We start from the raw sequence: 15855 nt of genomic DNA, 5'->3' as shown, positions 1-15855 counted from the left end.
GGGATGCGCCGAGGGCGGACGTGCGGGCCGGTCGCGGGGGCGGCGTGTGGACCGGGGGTCGTATGGACCGGGGGCGGAGGGAGCCTGCGGCAGGCCGCCGGACCCCTCCGCCCGGGTCAGTACCAGTTGTGGGACCGGAAGTGGCCCCAGGCGCCGCACGGCGAGCCGTAGCGACCCTTGATGTAGCGCAGCCCCCACCTGATCTGGGTCTGCGGATTGAACCGCCAGTCGCCGGCGACGTAGCCCATCTTCCGCCCGGGCAGCGCCTGCGGGATGCCGTAGGCGCCCGAGCCCTGGTTGTAGGCCCGGTGATCCCAGTTGCTCTCCCTGGTCCACAGGCTGTCGAGGCACTGGAACTGCTCTCCCGACCAGGTGTGGCGGGTGACGAGCCGGAAGGCGTACGCCTTGCTGCGGAGCTCCGCCGGCGCCCGGCGGAAGCGGGGCGGCTGCGCCGCCGCCCGCGTGGTCCACACCCCCACGTGGGTGACGGGCCGCACATTCTGTTCGGCCCGCTCCGCAGCGGCCCACTCGTCGGCCCACGCCGCTCCGCTCCCGCCACCGGCCACGGTGGCCGCGATGACGGCGGCGACTGTGTTGCGTAGAACGCTTCTGCTGTCCAAATCGGTCCTTGTCGTCGGGTCGCGTGCGGAAGGCGGGCGCGCGTGGCGCCCGCCGTGCGGCCGCGCGCCCATGGCGTGGGCGCCGCCGTCCGCTCGGCCCGCACCGGATCACATGAGCTTCCGGCGGGCACCGCGACGGGTCCTCACGCGGATTGAAATACGGCCGCCCGCCTCGCGGGCGGCATCCGCGACACGCCGCGGGCGGTTCTTTGCCGATCGGACCCCCAACGCCGACCCTTTCCGTAGGCGCCGGTTACCGTGCGCGACGCGCCGCACCCTGCGGGGAGAACGGACGGGACGCTCGTTTAGGGTGCGGACATGAGCGTTCTCGAGATTCCGGTGACCACGATCGACGGCGAGAGCACGACCCTCGGCGGGCTGCTCGGCGGGGGAGCCGCCCTTGTGGTCAATGTGGCGTCCAGATGCGGGCTGACCCCGCAGTACGAGGGCCTGGTCGCCCTCCAGCGGGCGTACGGCGACCGCGGGTTCACCGTCGTCGGCGTGCCCTGCAACCAGTTCATGGGGCAGGAGCCCGGCACGGCGGAGGAGATCAAGGAGTTCTGTTCCACAACCTACGGCGTCGACTTCCCGCTGCTGGACAAGACCGAGGTCAACGGCCCGGGGCGGCATCCCCTCTACGCCGAGCTGACCGCGGTCCCGGACGCGGAGGGCGAGGCGGGCGACATCCAGTGGAACTTCGAGAAGTTCCTCGTCGCGGCCGACGGCCAGGTGGTCGCCCGGTTCCGCCCCCGCGTCGAACCCGAGGCCCCGGAGATCACCGAGGCCGTCGAGAAGCTCATCGCCTAGGGAGCGCGACCCTGGGCCCGCAGCTCGCCCGTACGACGAGCTTGGTGGGCAGCGTGACGGCCGGAGGCCGCCTGCCGTGCCGCAGCACCAGTTCGGCGGCGCGGTAGCCGATGTCCTGGGCCGGCTGGGCGATCACCGTCAGAGGCGGGGAGCACAGCTCGGCCCAGGGCACGTCGTCGAACATGATGAGCGACACGTCCCTGGGGATCCGCACGTCCAGCTCCCTGGCGGCCAGCACGGCGGCCTCGCCGAGCACGTTGCCGCCCGCGATGACGGCGGTCACGTCGGGCCGGTTCTGCAGCAGGCCCGCGGCGGCCGCGTAGGCGGAGTCGCGGCTCGACCTGGCGTGCACGACCAGGTCCCGGTCGGCGGGCAGTCCGAGCGAGGCGAGCGCGGCGCTGAAGGCGGCCATCCGTTGCGACTGCCCGTGCCGGCCGAGGTAGGCGATCTTCCGGTGGCCCAGCCCGGCCAGATACTCCACGGCCGTCAGCACCCCCGCCCGGTCGTCGGGCACCACGCTGGGCACGTCCGCCCGCACCCGCCGGTCGGCGAACACGACGTTCAGTCCCGCGCGCAGCGCGGGCGCCCACATGTCCCCGTCCCCGGACGGCACCGCGATCAGACGGTCCATGCTCTGCTCGATGAGCCCGCCGATCAGCTCGGCCTCCCGCTCCGGGTCGTCGCCGGTGACCCCCACGGTGACGGGCTCGCCGTACGAGCGGGCACACGACAGCACGCCGTCGGTCAGCCGCGCGTAGAAGCTGTCGGTGATGTCGGGGACCAGCAGGCCGATGCCGCCTGTCCGCTGGCGCCTCAGGTTGCGTCCCAGGGCGCTCGGCCGGTAGTCGAGCCGCGCCGCGGCGGCGAGCACCTTCTCACGGGTCTCGGCGCTCGCCGAGCCGCCCGACAGGACCCGGGACACGGTGGCCACCCCGACCCCGGCCGCCTCCGCCACTTCCTTGATGGTTATCCGCCGCTGCGTTGGACCGTTCATGGAAACGATTCCACCATGATTTCATGCCTGGTGTTACCGAAATCTTGACAATAGACGGTATTTCACGGGACAGTCTTGAAAACGTATCCACTTGCTCATGTCTCGGGAACCACGAAGGACTGGCATGGCTTCTATCGTTCTGAACAACGTCGACAAGATCTACGCGGGCGGGGTCAAGGCCGTGAACGGCCTGAACCTGGAGATCAAGGACGGCGAGTTCATGGTGCTGGTCGGCCCGTCGGGTTGTGGCAAGTCCACCGCCCTGCGGATGATCGCCGGCCTGGAGGACATCAGCGGCGGCGAGATCGTCATCGGCGACCGCGTCGTGAACCACCTTCCTCCGAAGGACCGCGACATCGCGATGGTCTTCCAGAACTACGCGCTGTACCCCCACATGACGGTCGAGGAGAACCTCGCCTTCGGCCTCAAGCTGCGCAAGATGTCGAAGCCGGAGATCCAGAAGCGGGTCGGCGAGGCCGCCCGCATGCTCGGCCTGGAGCAGTACCTCAAGCGGAAGCCCGCCGCCCTGTCGGGTGGTCAGCGCCAGCGTGTCGCGATGGGCCGCGCCATCGTCCGCGAGCCCCAGGCCTTCCTCATGGACGAGCCGCTGTCCAACCTGGACGCCAAGCTCCGCGTCTCCATGCGCGCCTCGCTCAACCAGCTCCACGAGAACCTCGGCGTCACCACGGTGTACGTCACCCACGACCAGGTCGAGGCCATGACCCTCGGCGACCGCGTCTGCGTCCTGCGCGACGGTGTGCTCCAGCAGGTCGACACCCCGCAGAACCTGTTCGACGACCCGGTCAACCTGTTCGTCGCCGGCTTCATGGGCTCCCCGGCCATGAACTTCGCCTACGCCGAGCTGATCCGCGACAACGGCGGCGCGGCCGTGTCCTTCGCCGGATACCGCCTCCCCGTCCCGGACTCGACCTTCGCCGAGAAGCCGGGCCTCGACCGCTACATCGGCCGCAAGCTCATCCTCGGCATCCGGCCCTCCGACTTCGAGGACGCCGGTTCGGCCAGTGGCAACAGTGGCGGATGGGTCCGCATCCCGGTCCGCGCCAACGTCACCGAGGAGCTGGGCTCGGAGATCAACGTCCTGTTCACGATCGACGCCCCGCCGGTCGAGCACAAGGACACCGTGGCCGCCGCCAACGACGGCGACGACGAGGAGACGACGCTTCCGCTGACCGGCAACAAGTCGCTGTGGACCGCGCGTGTCAACGCCCGCAGCCACGTCCGGCCGGGGCAGGAGGTCGAGCTGGTGGTCGACACCCACAACCTGCACTTCTTCGACGTCGACTCGGGCCTGTCCATCGGCCACGAGGCCAACATCGGCCGCTGAGCCCGGTCACCCCCGCCGTACGACGGGCGGCGGGGGACTTCCGGCGGAGCGCGGGCGCGGCACGCGCCCGCGTGGCTCGTCGCCGCTCGGCGGCGCCCCGAAGGACGTCCGCATCTCCCCGCGGCGCGTGTCCCCATCGTGACCTGGGCGCGCATGGAAAAGCTCGTGCTGGAAGCGCGGAAGGACGGCGTGCCGGAGGCGCGGATGAAGAACGACGTGCCGGAGGCACGTGTGTGAGAGGAACGCGGCGGCGGTCGCGGCGGTGACCGCGGCCGTCGTCCCGGCGGGCACCCAGCCGAGCGCGACCGCGAGCCCGGCCGTCCCGGTGACGGCTGCGACGTAACACAGGACGGGCGCCGCCCGCCGCACCGGCCCGGCCCGCCGCACCCGGCGGGAGGCGTACATGCCGGCCCCCAGGACGGCCGCCAGCGCCGGCAGCAGCAACCCGGCCGCGACCACGCCCGTGCCCCGCCCGGCCGTGAGATCGGCAGCCGTGCAGGTCAGGACGAACCCGGCGAACAACGAGCCGGAGGGACCGAGCCGCACCCTGCCCCCGGCTCCAACCCTGCCCCCGGCTTCAACCCCGCCCCCAGCTTTAACCCTGCCCCCGGCTCCAACCCTGCCCGTGCCTCTGCTCGTGCCCCCGCCCCGCCTCCTGCCGTACGGCAGGGCGCCGAGGCACGCCCCGGCCAGGGCGGCCGCGAGCACCGCGAGGGACGGGGCGCCCAGCACGAGCGCCGTCCCGGCGAGGAACGCGCCGGTGACGGCGGCGACCGAGGCCAGCGCGCCGCCGAGCCGGTCGAGCAGCCCGTAGGCGTTGGTCATCGCGACGATCCACATGACGCTGACCGGCCCGTCCAGCCAGTCGCCCGTCAGCGTCACCTGCACGCCGCACAACACGACTCCGCCCGCCGCCACCGATTCCACGATGAGCCGCGTGACGAGCGGCAGCGCGCCCACGTCGGCGATGAGCCCGAGCAGCGCCACCGCGGCGGCGGCCGTCAACACCGCGGTCACCCGCGGGTCCGCGACGCCGAGAGCCGCCACCGAGGCGCACGCCGTGGCCGCCGCGAGCGTCACCCCGGTCAGATAGGGGATCGCACGCCGCACCGGGAGCAGACCCGAGGCGGCGAGCAGGCAGGCGATCACCCCCGCGAGCACGGGCGCCGGCGCCGGAATCGGTGTCAACGGCTGCCCACCTCTGATCGCGTCGCGCCGCGCAGGGCGCGGTAGAGGGCCTCGGTGTCCGCCACCAGCCGCTCCACACAGAACGCCCGCCCCGTCCAGGCGCGGGCCGCCTCGCCCATCCGCCGCGCGAGGCCGGGGTCCACCAGCAGTCGTACGACGTGGTCGGCCATCTCGTCCGCGTCGGGCTCGGTCAGGAAACCCGTACGGCGGTCCATGACGACCTCGGGGACGCTGCCGACCCGGGTGGCCACCACCGGCAGGCCCGCCATGCCGGCCTCCACGAGCGCCAGCGGCGTGCCCTCGCTGTCGGAGGTGAGCAGCACCACGTCGGCCGCGGCGTACACGGTCTCGACGTCGCGCCGCCAGCCGAGCAGCCGGAAGGAGTCCCACATCGGCATGACGGCCCGCTCCACCTCCTCCTTCAGCTCGCCGCCGCCGCAGACGAGGAAGCGGGCGCCGGGCAGCCGGGCCAGGACCGCCCTGGCCACCTCCGCGAGCCGGTCGGGCCGTTTGGCCTTCTTCAGGCGGCCGACGTACGCCACGACCGGTGCGTCCAGCGGGACGCCCAGCGTGGCGCGGGCCCGGGCGCGCTCGGGCAGCGGGCCGAGCCCGGCCCCCGGGGGAATGACGACGTACTGCTCCGGCCGGCCGATTCCCGCCGCGAGGAGGTCGTCGCGCACCCGGGCGCCGACCGTGACCAGGCGGTCGGTCATCCTCGCCAGGCGGCGCTCGATGCGGACGTACACGCCTCGCCTCGGGCGGGAGAGCTGCCCGTCGAGGAGGTGGCCGTGGTAGCTGTGCACCCGGGCCGCCCCGACGCCCGACAACCGGGCCGCGAGGCGGCCGAGCGCGCCCGCCTTGGTGGTCCTGGTGTGCACGATGTGCGGCCGGAACTCGCGCATCGCGTTCGTCAGCCGGAAAAGGGCCCGGTAGTCGTCGGCGGGCTTTATCGCGCGGCCGAGGCCCGGCACCCGGTGGACCGGGATCATCACGTCGCGAAGCTGCAGGTGGTCGCCTTCACCGCCGTCGACGTACCCGGTGTACAGACGGTGGTCGAACTCCACCGGGCTGAGCCGCTCGCACAACCCCGTGACCTGGGTGGCGGGACCGCTCACGTTCATCCGGGCGATTATCTCCATGACACGAATCCGGTCGTCCGGTTTCATGCTGGCTCCTCCCTGATCATGTCGGAGAAGCTAGCTCGCCGTCCCACCGCCGACAGGTCGCCCGGACGCCGCCGGAAGAGACTTTTCCCTATCCGTACCCAAGCCTTACAGCCGTCCCGTCCGCCAATGCCGGGGGCGGCGGCGGGGTGGCTCCTACAGTCGTAGCGTGGCGGAGAAGCTGGTGGTCGTGGGCCAGGGCCGGGCCGGGCTGCCCCTGGCGATGCGCGCCGTGGAGGCCGGGTTCCGCGTCGTCGGCCTCGACGAGGACGAGTGGCGGGTCAAGCGGCTGAACGCGGGGGAGCCGTGCGTCGAGGGCGTCGGCGCGGGCGCGCTGGCCGCCGCGCACGCCTCCGGCCGGTACGCGGCCAGTGCCGACGCGGCCGACGCGTCGGGGTTCGACGTCTGCGTGCTCACCTCGCCCGTGCGGATGCGGAACGGCGCGCCCGACCTCGCCCCGCTCGGCTCGGCCACCGGCCGGATCGCCCCGTTCCTGCGGCCGGGGGCGACGGTCGTGCTGGAGAGCACCGCCTACCCCGGCACCACCGAGGAGTTCGTACGGCCGCTGCTCGAGCGCGGGTCGGGACTGTGCGCGGGGGGTGACTTCCACCTCGGCCACAGCCCGCACCGCGCCGAGCCCGGCAACCCGCGCTGGCGGCTCGGCAACACGCCCAAGGTCGTCTCGGGGGTCGACGCGGCCTCGCTGCGGGCGGTGACGGACTTCTACGGCAGGCTGGTGCGGGAGACCGTCCCGGTCTCCTCGCCCCGGGTGTCCGAGCTGTGCGCACTGCTGGAGACCGCCCGCGCGCACGTCGGCGCGGCGCTGGCGAACGAGCTGTCCGTCTTCGCCGCGCATCTCGGCGTCGATGTGTGGGAAGCGGTCGAGGCCTCGGCCACCACGCCCTTCACGCAGGCCGCCGTGCCGCCCTCCCCCGGGCAGGAGGAGCCCTGCCTGCCGCTCGACGTGACGTATCTGCCGTGGGGGATCCGGCGCGGCACCGGGCGGGGATTCCGGCTGGTCGAGGCGGCCAACGACGTCAACGCGCACATGCCCGCCCACGTGGTCGACCGGCTCTGCCTCGCGCTGAACCGGAGGTGCCGCTCGATCAGGGGCAGCAGGATCCTGCTGCTCGGGCTGTCGCCGGTCGAGGTCGCCAAGACCCTGTGCCGGCTCGGCGCCCGGGTGCGGGCGGCCGACCCCATGGCGGAGGACCTCGTCGCGCCGGCCGGGGTCGAGGTCGTCGAGCCGGACGCCGCGGAGCTGGCCAGGGCGGACGCGGTCGTCGTGCTCGGCGGGCAGGACTGCTACGACTACGACCTGGTCCAGCGGGCGAGCCGGTTCGTCTTCGACACCCGGGGCCGCTGCCACGGCCCGAACGTCGAACGGCTGTGAATCACCGGTAGCGCAATCTCGCCATGCGGCCGACGAGGTTGAGCGGCAGGAGCCTGGCCAGCCCGGCGACCGCCTTGTAACGCACCGACGGGACGCTCACCCAGGCGCCGCGGGCCAGGTCGCGCATCGCCTCGGCGGCGACGCGGTCGGCCGACAGCCACGCGAAAGGCGGCAGACCGGACATGTCGAGCCGGGCCCGGTCGTGGAACTCGGTCCGCACGAACCCCGGGCACAGCGCCATCACCCGCACACCGTGCCGGTTGACCATGTTGGCCGCGGAGGCGCTGTAGTTCACCACCCACGACTTCGTGGCGCTGTAGGTGCCGCCCGGCAGGAACGCCGCGACCGAGGCCACGTTGACGACCCCGCCCCGGCCCTTCGAGATCATGTACGGCAGGGCCGCGCGGGTCAGCCGCAGCACCGCCTCGCAGTGCAGCCGCAGCATCCGGACCTCGTCCTCCACCGGGGTGTCGAGGAAGCCGCCGGGGTGCCCGAAACCGGCGTTGTTGATCAGCAGGTCGATGCCCGAGTGCAGCCGCTCCTCGACCGCCGCCGTGCCCCCCTCCTCGGCCAGGTCGGCGGGCAGCGCCTCGACCGCCACGCCGTACCTCTTGTGCAGAGCCTCGGCGGAGGCGGCGAGCCGCTCCTCGTCGCGGGCCACCAGGACCAGGGAGAAGCCGTCGGCGGCCAGGCGGCGCGCGAAGGCGGCGCCGATCCCGGCGGTCGCGCCGGTGATGAGTGCGGTGGGCATGACGGCAGCGTACCCACCACGCGGGGCCCCTTGTCCGGCCCGCCCCGCGGCCGGCCCTCCCTCCCAGCCGGCGGCGCCGCGGGTCCCGTCCCCGCACGGGCGCCGGGCCTTTCCGGCGGTCGCGGTGGTCACATCTGGGCGGTGCGGCCGATCAGCTCCTCGACCTTCGCGTTGAGCCGGGCGGCGCGGGGCCACCCGGCGTACAACGTGAGGAACACGACCGTCTCCCGCAACTCGGCAGGGGTCAGCTCGCCCGAGCGCAGGGCGGTGTCCAGGTGGAGTTCGAGCATGTCGTCCATGCCCTGGCCGACGAGCAGGCCGAGCAGCAGCAATCGTCGTTCCCTGACCGTGAGGATCTGCCGGGACCACACTTCGGCGAACATACGCTCCGCCGTCATGCCGAAGAAGCCGTCCGGTCCCTCGCCGGTGCCGTCCTCCTTGTAGACCTGCTTCATGTTCGGCAGCCCTCCCACGGTGATTTCTGACGGCACGCATCAGGTTGTCGTGTTCGAGGCAGTCAGCCGTTACATGATCTTCTTATCCGGCACCGGCCGGGCCGTGGTCGTTCGATATGACGGGAGCCCGCTTCCGGCGGCCCTTGCCTGGGTATCGCCATGAGAAGTGCGTCCGCGCCGTCGGCCGGTGTCGCGGCCGTCTCCGTGCCGGACAGGCCCGGTGCTCGACAGGCCCGGTGCTCGACAGGCCCGGCGCCGGTTCCGGCCGGTGGCGCGAGGGGAATTCCGATAACAGGAGGAATCAAAATCCGGACAAGATTCGGTCTAGTTTTAAGGCGCGTCGCCGACTTACCGTGAGATGGAAAGTTAAAAAAACGGGCACTACTACCTCGTAGACCCGCAAAGCGGAGGTTGGGCCCTGGTGGAAAGACCGCGGGTAAGGACCGGGGCGGTGGGAACGGTCGTGGGGGCGGTCGTGGCCGCCTCCTTGCTGTCCGGCTGTGCCGGCCCTCAGTACACCTACGTCCGCGACGATTCGGGCGGCACCTACTTCAAGGTTCCGGCATCGTGGCGGCAGATCGACCAGAAGGCGCTCGACAAGGTATTCATCGGCGACACGGAGTCGGCCACCGCACAGCTCACCAAACAGTCGCTGTGGACGACGGCGTTCGACGCGTACGACAAGCCGTCCCTCCTCCACCTGCTGCAGGGCTCGGCGGGCGCCGACGACAAGCCGTTCGTGCTCGCGAAGGTGCAAAAGCTCAGCGAGGTCGAGCAGAACGCGGCGTCGCTCGACCTGCTGCGCGCCTCCCCTCCGATGCCGGTGCCGCTGACGGAGGAGCAGCGGAAGGCGTTCGAGGTGGCCGGCTTGTCGGGTTTCGAGCTGCTGGCCGACGAGATGCTGCCCATCACGGACGGGGTCCGCGGCGTCCGCACCGTCTACAACTACCGGGTGGAAAACGGGCCGGTGCAGACGTTCGACAGGACGGCCTACCTGTCCGCCGACGGGACGACGGCCTCCACTCTCCTGATCCGCTGCTCGCCCGCGTGCTACCGCCAGCGGGCCGCGGAGATCGACACCATCGTCAAGTCCTTCAAGGTCAAGCGCCTCATCAACCCGTGAAGGAGCCCCTCACATGAGCACGGCCCTCCCACCGAAGCACCACGAGGGGCTTCGCGAACCGGGGTCGGGTCCGGTGGACCGCGACCCTCTCACCAGGAAACGCCTGCCGCTGTGGGACCGGACCAAGTTCCTGATCCTGCTCGCCGTCGCGTTCGGCGTCCTGCTCTGGAACACCACCGTCACGTACGAGGGCATCATCTCCCCCTACGACGCCCTCGTGCTGACCGTCCGGGACGCGTCCTGGATCCTGTGGCTCTTCGGCGTCGAGGTGCTCCGGCAGATCCATTTCCTGATCAGCGAGCGCTCGGCCGGCTATCACCGGTTCTGGACGCACAAGGTCTTCGGCGGCTGGAACCGCTGGACCCACCGCAGGTTCAACGACTGGAACCGCTACCGCATCGCGCGGGCCGTCAAGTGGGTCGTCTGGATCGCGGTCATCGCGCTGGTGCTCGGCAAGCTGCAGCAGGTCTCGCCGCTGCAGGCGCTGTTCAGCGTGCCGGCCACCGTGTGGGGTTTCCTTCCCACGGTCCTGCAGTACATGCTGATCATGGTGGTCGCCGTGGGGCAGTTCGTGGCGATCTTCTGGTTCCTGTCGCGGGGCGGTGTCGACGTCTACTATCCCGACGACATCAAGACGCGGTTCTCCGATGTCTGGGGCCAGGACCACGTCGTCGAGCGGGTCAAGGAGAACATCGTCTTCCTGGAGAGGCCCGACGAGATCGAGGCCAGGGGCGGCTACGTGCCCAGCGGCATCCTGCTGTGGGGCCCGCCCGGCACCGGCAAGACGCTGATGGCCGAGGCCGTCGCCGGTTCGACCGGCAAGCCGTACGTGTTCGTCGACCCGGGCGCGTTCATCAACATGTTCTTCGGCGTCGGCGTTCTGAAGGTCAAGTCGCTGTTCCGCAAACTCCGCAAGCTGGCTCTGCGGTACGGCGGCGTCATCGTCTTCTTCGACGAGGCCGACTCGCTCGGCAACCGCGGCGCGCTCGCCCAGGGCGGGCCCGGCGGCTGGGGCAGGTCGGCGCCGGCGCCGTTCGGCCCTGCTTCCTTCCACGGGGCCGGCTGCAACGGCTTCGCCTATCTCGGTCCGCACACGCGCACCGTGCTCGGCCGGCACGCCGCCGGTCCGGCACCCGAGGCCCCGCCCGCGCGGATGCCGCGCACCGGCGCCTTCGTCAACCGCCTGATGTACGGCGGGGGCATGGGCGGCGGTGGCGGTGGCATGGGCACGCTGGAGGCGCTGCTCACCGAGATCTCCGGCCTGAAGAAGCCGCGCGGCTTCGTCAACCGCCACGTGCGCAGGCTGCTCGGCATGCGGCCCAAGCCGCCGCCGAAGTACCGCATCCTCATCATGATGGCCACCAACCTGCCCGAGGCCCTGGACGAGGCGCTGCTGCGTCCCGGCCGCATCGACCGCATCTACAAGGTCGGCTATCCCTCGAAAGCGGGCCGGATCCGCACGTACAAGGGCTACTTCGACAAGGTCAGCCACCAGCTCACCGGCGAGCAGATCGACAAGCTCGCCACGATCACGCCGTACGCCACCGGCGCGACCATCAAGGACCTGGTCAACGAGTCGCTGATCACGGCGATCCGGGACGGCCGGGAGACCATCACCTGGTCGGACGTCGTGCGGGCCAAGCGGCTGAAGCAGCTCGGGCCGCCCGAGGACGTCGAGTACATCGAGCGTGAGCGGCACGCGGTCGCGGTGCACGAGGCGTGTCACGCGGTCGTCGCCTACCGCACCCGGCACCATCTGGAGATCGACCTCGCGACCATCGAGAAGGGCGCCGACTACCTCGGCATGGTGTCCAGCATCAAGCCGGAAGACCAGTTCACCATGTGGAAGTCGGAGTACGAGGCCGAGATCATGGTGTCGCTCGCCTCGCTGGCGGGGGAGCGGATGTTCTTCGGCGAGGACAACTCCTCCGGAGTCTCCGGCGACCTGCAGAACGCGACCGCGATCACCGGCCTGATGGAGGCCCACTGGGGCATGGGCATCGGGGTGGCCTCGCTGCCGGCGCTGCAGGAGCTCGGCCTGCGTGAGGGCAGGGCGGCCCAGCCGCGGCCCGGGGGCGGCGGCATCGGCTTCACCGGCACCCCGGCGGGGCGGCGCGACGAGATGGTGCCCGACATGCTTCCCGAGCGGATCGAGTTCAACCTCAGCCGGCTGCTGGAGAAGACCGCCGAGCTGCTCAGGGAGAACCGGCGCGAGGTGCTGTCGGTCGCGCACGCCCTGGAACAGCACAAAACGCTCAACGGCGACGACGTGGTCGCGGTCATCGAGGGCAGGACAGGCCCGCTGATCGACGGCGGCGTCTACACCTCCGACGAGTTCTACGAGGACATCGAGGCGTACCACACGGCCGCGGTGGAGGCCCACCGGACCCACAGCGCGGTTCCGGTCGAGCTCCCGCTGCCCCGGGTGCGGGCGATCGAGGCGTCGGTCGTGGCGGCCTCCGGCGGCTCCGCTCCTGTGCTGGTCGCCCCGCCGCCGAACGGCCTGGCCGGCGGCAACGGGCACGTCCCGGCGGCGCAGCCGGCGCAACCCGACTTCGTGCCGTGGAGCGGCACGTCGCCACCGGTCTCCCCGGTTCCGCCGGCCGGGCCGCCGCCCGCCGAGCGGTCCCGCGGGTCGTACGGCGCGCTGTGGGCGGTCGTCGGCGTCGTCGTGGTGGTGGTGCTGTTCGTGCTGCTGGGGGCCCTTGTTCTCACCCAGGCTCAGGGCCGGGCCGGAGGCGCGGCCGCCGTCGGCGGTGTGCCCGCCGGCACGGCCGTCCTGCTGACCGTCGCGCTGGTCGCGGTGATCGGCGGCATCGCGGTCGCGGTCCTGCTGGTCCGCTCCCACCAGGCGGGGCGGCGGCGGGCCGAGGAGGCCAGGGACCGGGCGGCGGAACGGGCGCAGTTGCTGGCGGCGGCCATGGACCCCGAGGTCGCGATGCGGCTGCTCGGCTACGACGGCAGGAGAGGCCCGGAGGCCTGAGGCGCCTTCACGATCCGATCCCCGGCGGGCCCGGCCCGCCGGGGATCGGCGGTTTTCTGGCCGCCATTCGCTTTAGTGACTTAATTAAGTTTCTGATACAGTTCGGCGCGTGCCCGAGTTCGCCGAGCTGAGCATCGCCGGTCTGACCCGCGTGCTCGAAGACTTCACCCGCATGCACATCCGGCTGCCCGCGGAGCGGCGGCTGAGCTTCACGACCCTGTCCGTGCTCCACACCCTGGCGGGCGACGGCCCCAAGCGGCTCACCGAACTCGCCGGCAGCGAACAGGTCACGCAGTCGGCGATCACGCAGATGGTGACCAAGCTGGAGCGCGAGGGCCTGGTGGAGCGTCACCCCGATCCGTCGGACGGCCGGGCGGTCCTCGTCCGCGTCACGGCCGCCGGCGCCGCGATCGTGGACGGGCGGCGCGCCGAGCGCATGGCCCGGCTCGCCGAGCTCGCCGACCTGCTCACCGAGGCGGAGCGGGAGGCCATCGCGGCGGCGCTGCCCGCGCTGGCCCGCATGGTCGAACTGCATTCCAGTGCGATCGGGGGCCCGCCGATCGAACGGGGAGCCGGTGAAGACGACTCCGGCACGGACACGCCGCGCGACAGCACGAGGAGATGACGATGAGCCCCACGACCACCCCGTCCGCCGGGACCCGGCCGTTCCCGCTGGAGCCCGAGCCGATCCACGTGCCCGACGAGGTGCTCGCCGACCTGCGGCGGCGCCTGGAACTGACCCGCCTGCCCGACGACGGGGGCAACGACGACTGGCGCTACGGCGTGAGCGCCGCCTACCTGCGGGAACTCGTCGACTACTGGCGCGACGGGTACGACTGGCGGGCGGCCGAGGCCGCCATCAACGCCTACGAGCACTACCGCATCGAGATCGAGGGCGTGCCGGTCCACTTCATGCGCAGGCCCGGCGCCGGTCCCGCCCCCACGCCGCTGATCCTCACCCACGGCTGGCCCTGGACGTTCTGGCACTGGTCCAAGGTCGTCGATCCGCTGGCCGACCCCGGCGCGTACGGCGGCGACCCGGCCGAGGCGTTCGACGTGATCGTGCCCTCGTTCCCCGGCTTCGGGTTCTCCACCCCGCTGCCACACCACCACGGCATGAACTTCTGGAAGGTCGCCGACCTCTGGCACACGCTGATGACCGAGACGCTCGGCTACGAGAGGTACGGCGCGGCGGGCTGCGACGTCGGAGCCATGGTGACCGGACAGCTCGGCCACAAGTACGCCGGCGAGCTGCACGCCATCCACATCGGGTCGGGCCAGAAGCTCACGTTGTTCAACGGCGACCGGGCCTGGGACCTCAGCGGCGGCAGGCCCATTCCGGACGGCCTGCCCGCCGACGTCCACGCCCAGGTCGTCGCGTGGGAGAGGCGGTTCGCCGTCCATCTCGCGGCCCACGTGCTCGCCCCGAGCACGCTCGCCCACGGGTTGTCCGACTCACCCGCCGGGATGCTCGCCTGGATCCTGGAGCGCTGGGCGAACTGGAGCGACAACGGCGGCGACGTCGAGACCGTCTTCACCAAGGACGACCTGCTCACCCACGCCATGATCTTCTGGGCGACCAACTCGATCGGCACGTCGATACGGACCTACGCCAACAACAACCGCTACCCCTGGACCCCGTCCCACGAGCGGCGGCCGGCTGTCGAGGCCCCCACCGGCATCACCTTCGTGGGCTATGAGAACCCGCCCGGCGTGCGCACGGACCAGCGGGTGCGGCACTTCCTCGACGGCGACCGCGCCGGCTGGTACAACCTGGTGAACCTCAACGCCCACGAGCGCGGCGGCCACTTCATCCCCTGGGAGATCCCCGGCGAGTGGGTGGACGACCTGCGGCGCACCTTCCGCGGACGGCGCTGACCCGCGTTCCTCGCGGGGGGCACCCGGGCGGCGGGGGAAGCGTGTGCCGGACAGGAGCTGGCCATGACTTTGTCCTACCGCGATCGAAAGTCCTTGAAATTTTTACTTAACTTCTTCCAACTTTTGCGCAAAGCCGGTAACTTGGCGCCCACTTAAGGGCCGTGGCCGCCGTTCCGGCGCACGGCCCCCGCCTTCCGTCACCGGACCCGTGGCCCGCCGCCCCCCCGGCGGGCACGGCGTCCAGGGCGCATGAGATGGAGGACCTGTCACCATGTCACGCAAGCGACTGCTCGCTCTGGCGGCGCTGTCCGCGATCGTCGCGCCGGCGCTCGCCGCTACCGGCGCCAACGCGGCCCCCGCGGACGACTCCGAGTTCCGCGTGCTCGTCTTCGGCAAGACCACCGCATTCCGGCACGACTCGATCCCCGCCGGTGAGGCGGCGATCCAGAAGCTCGGCCAGGAGAACGGCTTCGTGGTGGACGTGACGGAGGACGCGGCCCAGTTCACCGACGCGAACCTCGCCAAGTATCAGACGGTCGTCTTCATGTCCACGACCGGCGACCCGCTCGGCCAGCCCGAGCAGAAGGCGGCGTTCGAGCGCTACATCCGCAACGGCGGAGGCTTCGTCGGCGTGCACGCCGCCGGGGACTCGGGCTACAACTGGGCCTGGTACGGCGGCCTCGTCGGCGCCTACTTCCGCAACCACCCGGCGCAGCAGAACGCCACGGTGAAGATGGTGGGCCAGGGCGCGGCGTCCAACCGCGGGCTGCCGAACCGCTGGAACCGCTGGGACGAGTGGTACAACTACCGCACCAACCCGCGCGACGCCGGGGTGCGCGTGCTCGCCGAACTCGACGAGAAGTCCTACAACCCCGGCTCCGGCGCGATGGGCGACCACCCCATCGCCTGGTGCCACAACTACGACGGCGGGCGTTCCTGGTACACGGGCATGGGCCACACCAAGGAGGCCTACAGCGACCCGCTGTTCCTGAAGCACCTGCTCGGCGGCATCAAGATGACCGCCGGAGCGGCGAGCTTCCCCTGCGACCCCAACTGAGCACGCGGGGGGAGCATTACACCTCGTGATGACCCGTGGTGCCGGGGCCGATCCCCCGAGGCGCCCTGGGAAGGCATGTGATGGGCACGCCGCCCGGT

The 15855-nt window shown here is 71.6% G+C and carries 14 protein-coding genes; 8 read left to right on the top strand and 6 right to left on the bottom strand.

What is annotated here, in order from left to right:
* Positions 1 to 116: 116 nt before the first annotated feature.
* Complete coding sequence (locus tag ACQPZZ_RS27195; protein ID WP_432923663.1) at positions 117 to 620, bottom strand: lytic transglycosylase domain-containing protein; 504 nt, start codon at positions 618 to 620, stop codon at positions 117 to 119.
* 318 nt (positions 621 to 938) lie between these two features.
* On the opposite strand from ACQPZZ_RS27195, the gene ACQPZZ_RS27190 reads away from it, so the two are divergent.
* The gene (locus ACQPZZ_RS27190; protein ID WP_363638865.1) at positions 939 to 1427 is read left to right on the top strand and encodes a glutathione peroxidase; all 489 of its coding nucleotides are present in this window, start codon (positions 939 to 941) and stop codon (positions 1425 to 1427) included.
* Here ACQPZZ_RS27190 and ACQPZZ_RS27185 read toward each other — a convergent pair.
* Positions 1417 to 2421 (bottom strand): LacI family DNA-binding transcriptional regulator, encoded by a 1005-nt coding sequence (locus tag ACQPZZ_RS27185; RefSeq protein WP_432923661.1) that lies wholly within the window; start codon positions 2419 to 2421, stop codon positions 1417 to 1419. The two genes, ACQPZZ_RS27190 and ACQPZZ_RS27185, sit on opposite strands and share 11 nt — an antisense overlap.
* A 124-nt stretch (positions 2422 to 2545) precedes the next feature.
* On the opposite strand from ACQPZZ_RS27185, the gene ACQPZZ_RS27180 reads away from it, so the two are divergent.
* Entirely contained in the window at positions 2546 to 3766 is a 1221-nt protein-coding gene (locus tag ACQPZZ_RS27180; RefSeq protein ID WP_363638869.1) for an ABC transporter ATP-binding protein, read from the top strand.
* A 6-nt stretch (positions 3767 to 3772) separates the two neighbouring features.
* Here ACQPZZ_RS27180 and ACQPZZ_RS27175 read toward each other — a convergent pair whose 3' ends face one another.
* Both ACQPZZ_RS27175 and ACQPZZ_RS27170 read right to left on the bottom strand, forming a co-directional pair.
* A complete protein-coding gene (locus ACQPZZ_RS27175) occupies positions 3773 to 4954 on the bottom strand; it encodes a hypothetical protein (protein WP_432923659.1) in 1182 nt (393 codons plus the stop codon).
* On the bottom strand, positions 4951 to 6120 hold the full coding sequence (locus ACQPZZ_RS27170) for a glycosyltransferase (protein ID WP_432923657.1): 1170 nt from the start codon (positions 6118 to 6120) through the stop codon (positions 4951 to 4953). Before ACQPZZ_RS27170 ends, ACQPZZ_RS27175 begins: the two co-directional genes overlap by 4 nt.
* 166 nt (positions 6121 to 6286) lie before the next feature.
* On the opposite strand from ACQPZZ_RS27170, the gene ACQPZZ_RS27165 reads away from it, so the two are divergent.
* A complete protein-coding gene (locus tag ACQPZZ_RS27165; protein ID WP_432923655.1) occupies positions 6287 to 7510 on the top strand; it encodes a nucleotide sugar dehydrogenase in 1224 nt (407 codons plus the stop codon).
* Between the two features lies 1 nt (position 7511).
* Here the strand turns inward: ACQPZZ_RS27165 and ACQPZZ_RS27160 are convergent, their stop codons facing one another.
* Entirely contained in the window at positions 7512 to 8261 is a 750-nt protein-coding gene (locus tag ACQPZZ_RS27160) for an SDR family NAD(P)-dependent oxidoreductase (RefSeq protein ID WP_432923653.1), read from the bottom strand.
* A gap of 128 nt (positions 8262 to 8389) precedes the next feature.
* Complete coding sequence (locus ACQPZZ_RS27155; RefSeq protein ID WP_363638892.1) at positions 8390 to 8752, bottom strand: carboxymuconolactone decarboxylase family protein; 363 nt, start codon at positions 8750 to 8752, stop codon at positions 8390 to 8392.
* Between the two features lie 415 nt (positions 8753 to 9167).
* Between ACQPZZ_RS27155 and ACQPZZ_RS27150 the strand changes: the two genes are divergently transcribed.
* The 5 genes from ACQPZZ_RS27150 to ACQPZZ_RS27130 all read left to right on the top strand — a co-directional run bounded on the left by ACQPZZ_RS27150 (position 9168) and on the right by ACQPZZ_RS27130 (position 15757).
* Positions 9168 to 9839 (top strand): hypothetical protein, encoded by a 672-nt coding sequence (locus ACQPZZ_RS27150; RefSeq protein ID WP_432923650.1) that lies wholly within the window; start codon positions 9168 to 9170, stop codon positions 9837 to 9839.
* Between the two features lie 13 nt (positions 9840 to 9852).
* Complete coding sequence (locus ACQPZZ_RS27145) at positions 9853 to 12822, top strand: AAA family ATPase (protein ID WP_432923648.1); 2970 nt, start codon at positions 9853 to 9855, stop codon at positions 12820 to 12822.
* 109 nt (positions 12823 to 12931) lie between these two features.
* Entirely contained in the window at positions 12932 to 13447 is a 516-nt protein-coding gene (locus ACQPZZ_RS27140) for a MarR family winged helix-turn-helix transcriptional regulator (RefSeq protein ID WP_432923646.1), read from the top strand.
* 2 nt (positions 13448 to 13449) lie between these two features.
* On the top strand, positions 13450 to 14700 hold the full coding sequence (locus ACQPZZ_RS27135) for an epoxide hydrolase family protein (RefSeq protein ID WP_432923644.1): 1251 nt from the start codon (positions 13450 to 13452) through the stop codon (positions 14698 to 14700).
* Between the two features lie 271 nt (positions 14701 to 14971).
* Entirely contained in the window at positions 14972 to 15757 is a 786-nt protein-coding gene (locus tag ACQPZZ_RS27130; RefSeq protein ID WP_363638902.1) for a ThuA domain-containing protein, read from the top strand.
* The last annotated feature ends 98 nt before the right edge of the window (positions 15758 to 15855 follow it).

The sequence above is a fragment of the Microbispora sp. CA-135349 genome, assembly GCF_050947365.1.
Lineage (GTDB): Bacteria > Actinomycetota > Actinomycetes > Streptosporangiales > Streptosporangiaceae > Microbispora.
The sequence above is the reverse complement of the archived record's forward strand: the minus strand, read 5'-3'. Positions and strand labels throughout refer to the sequence as shown.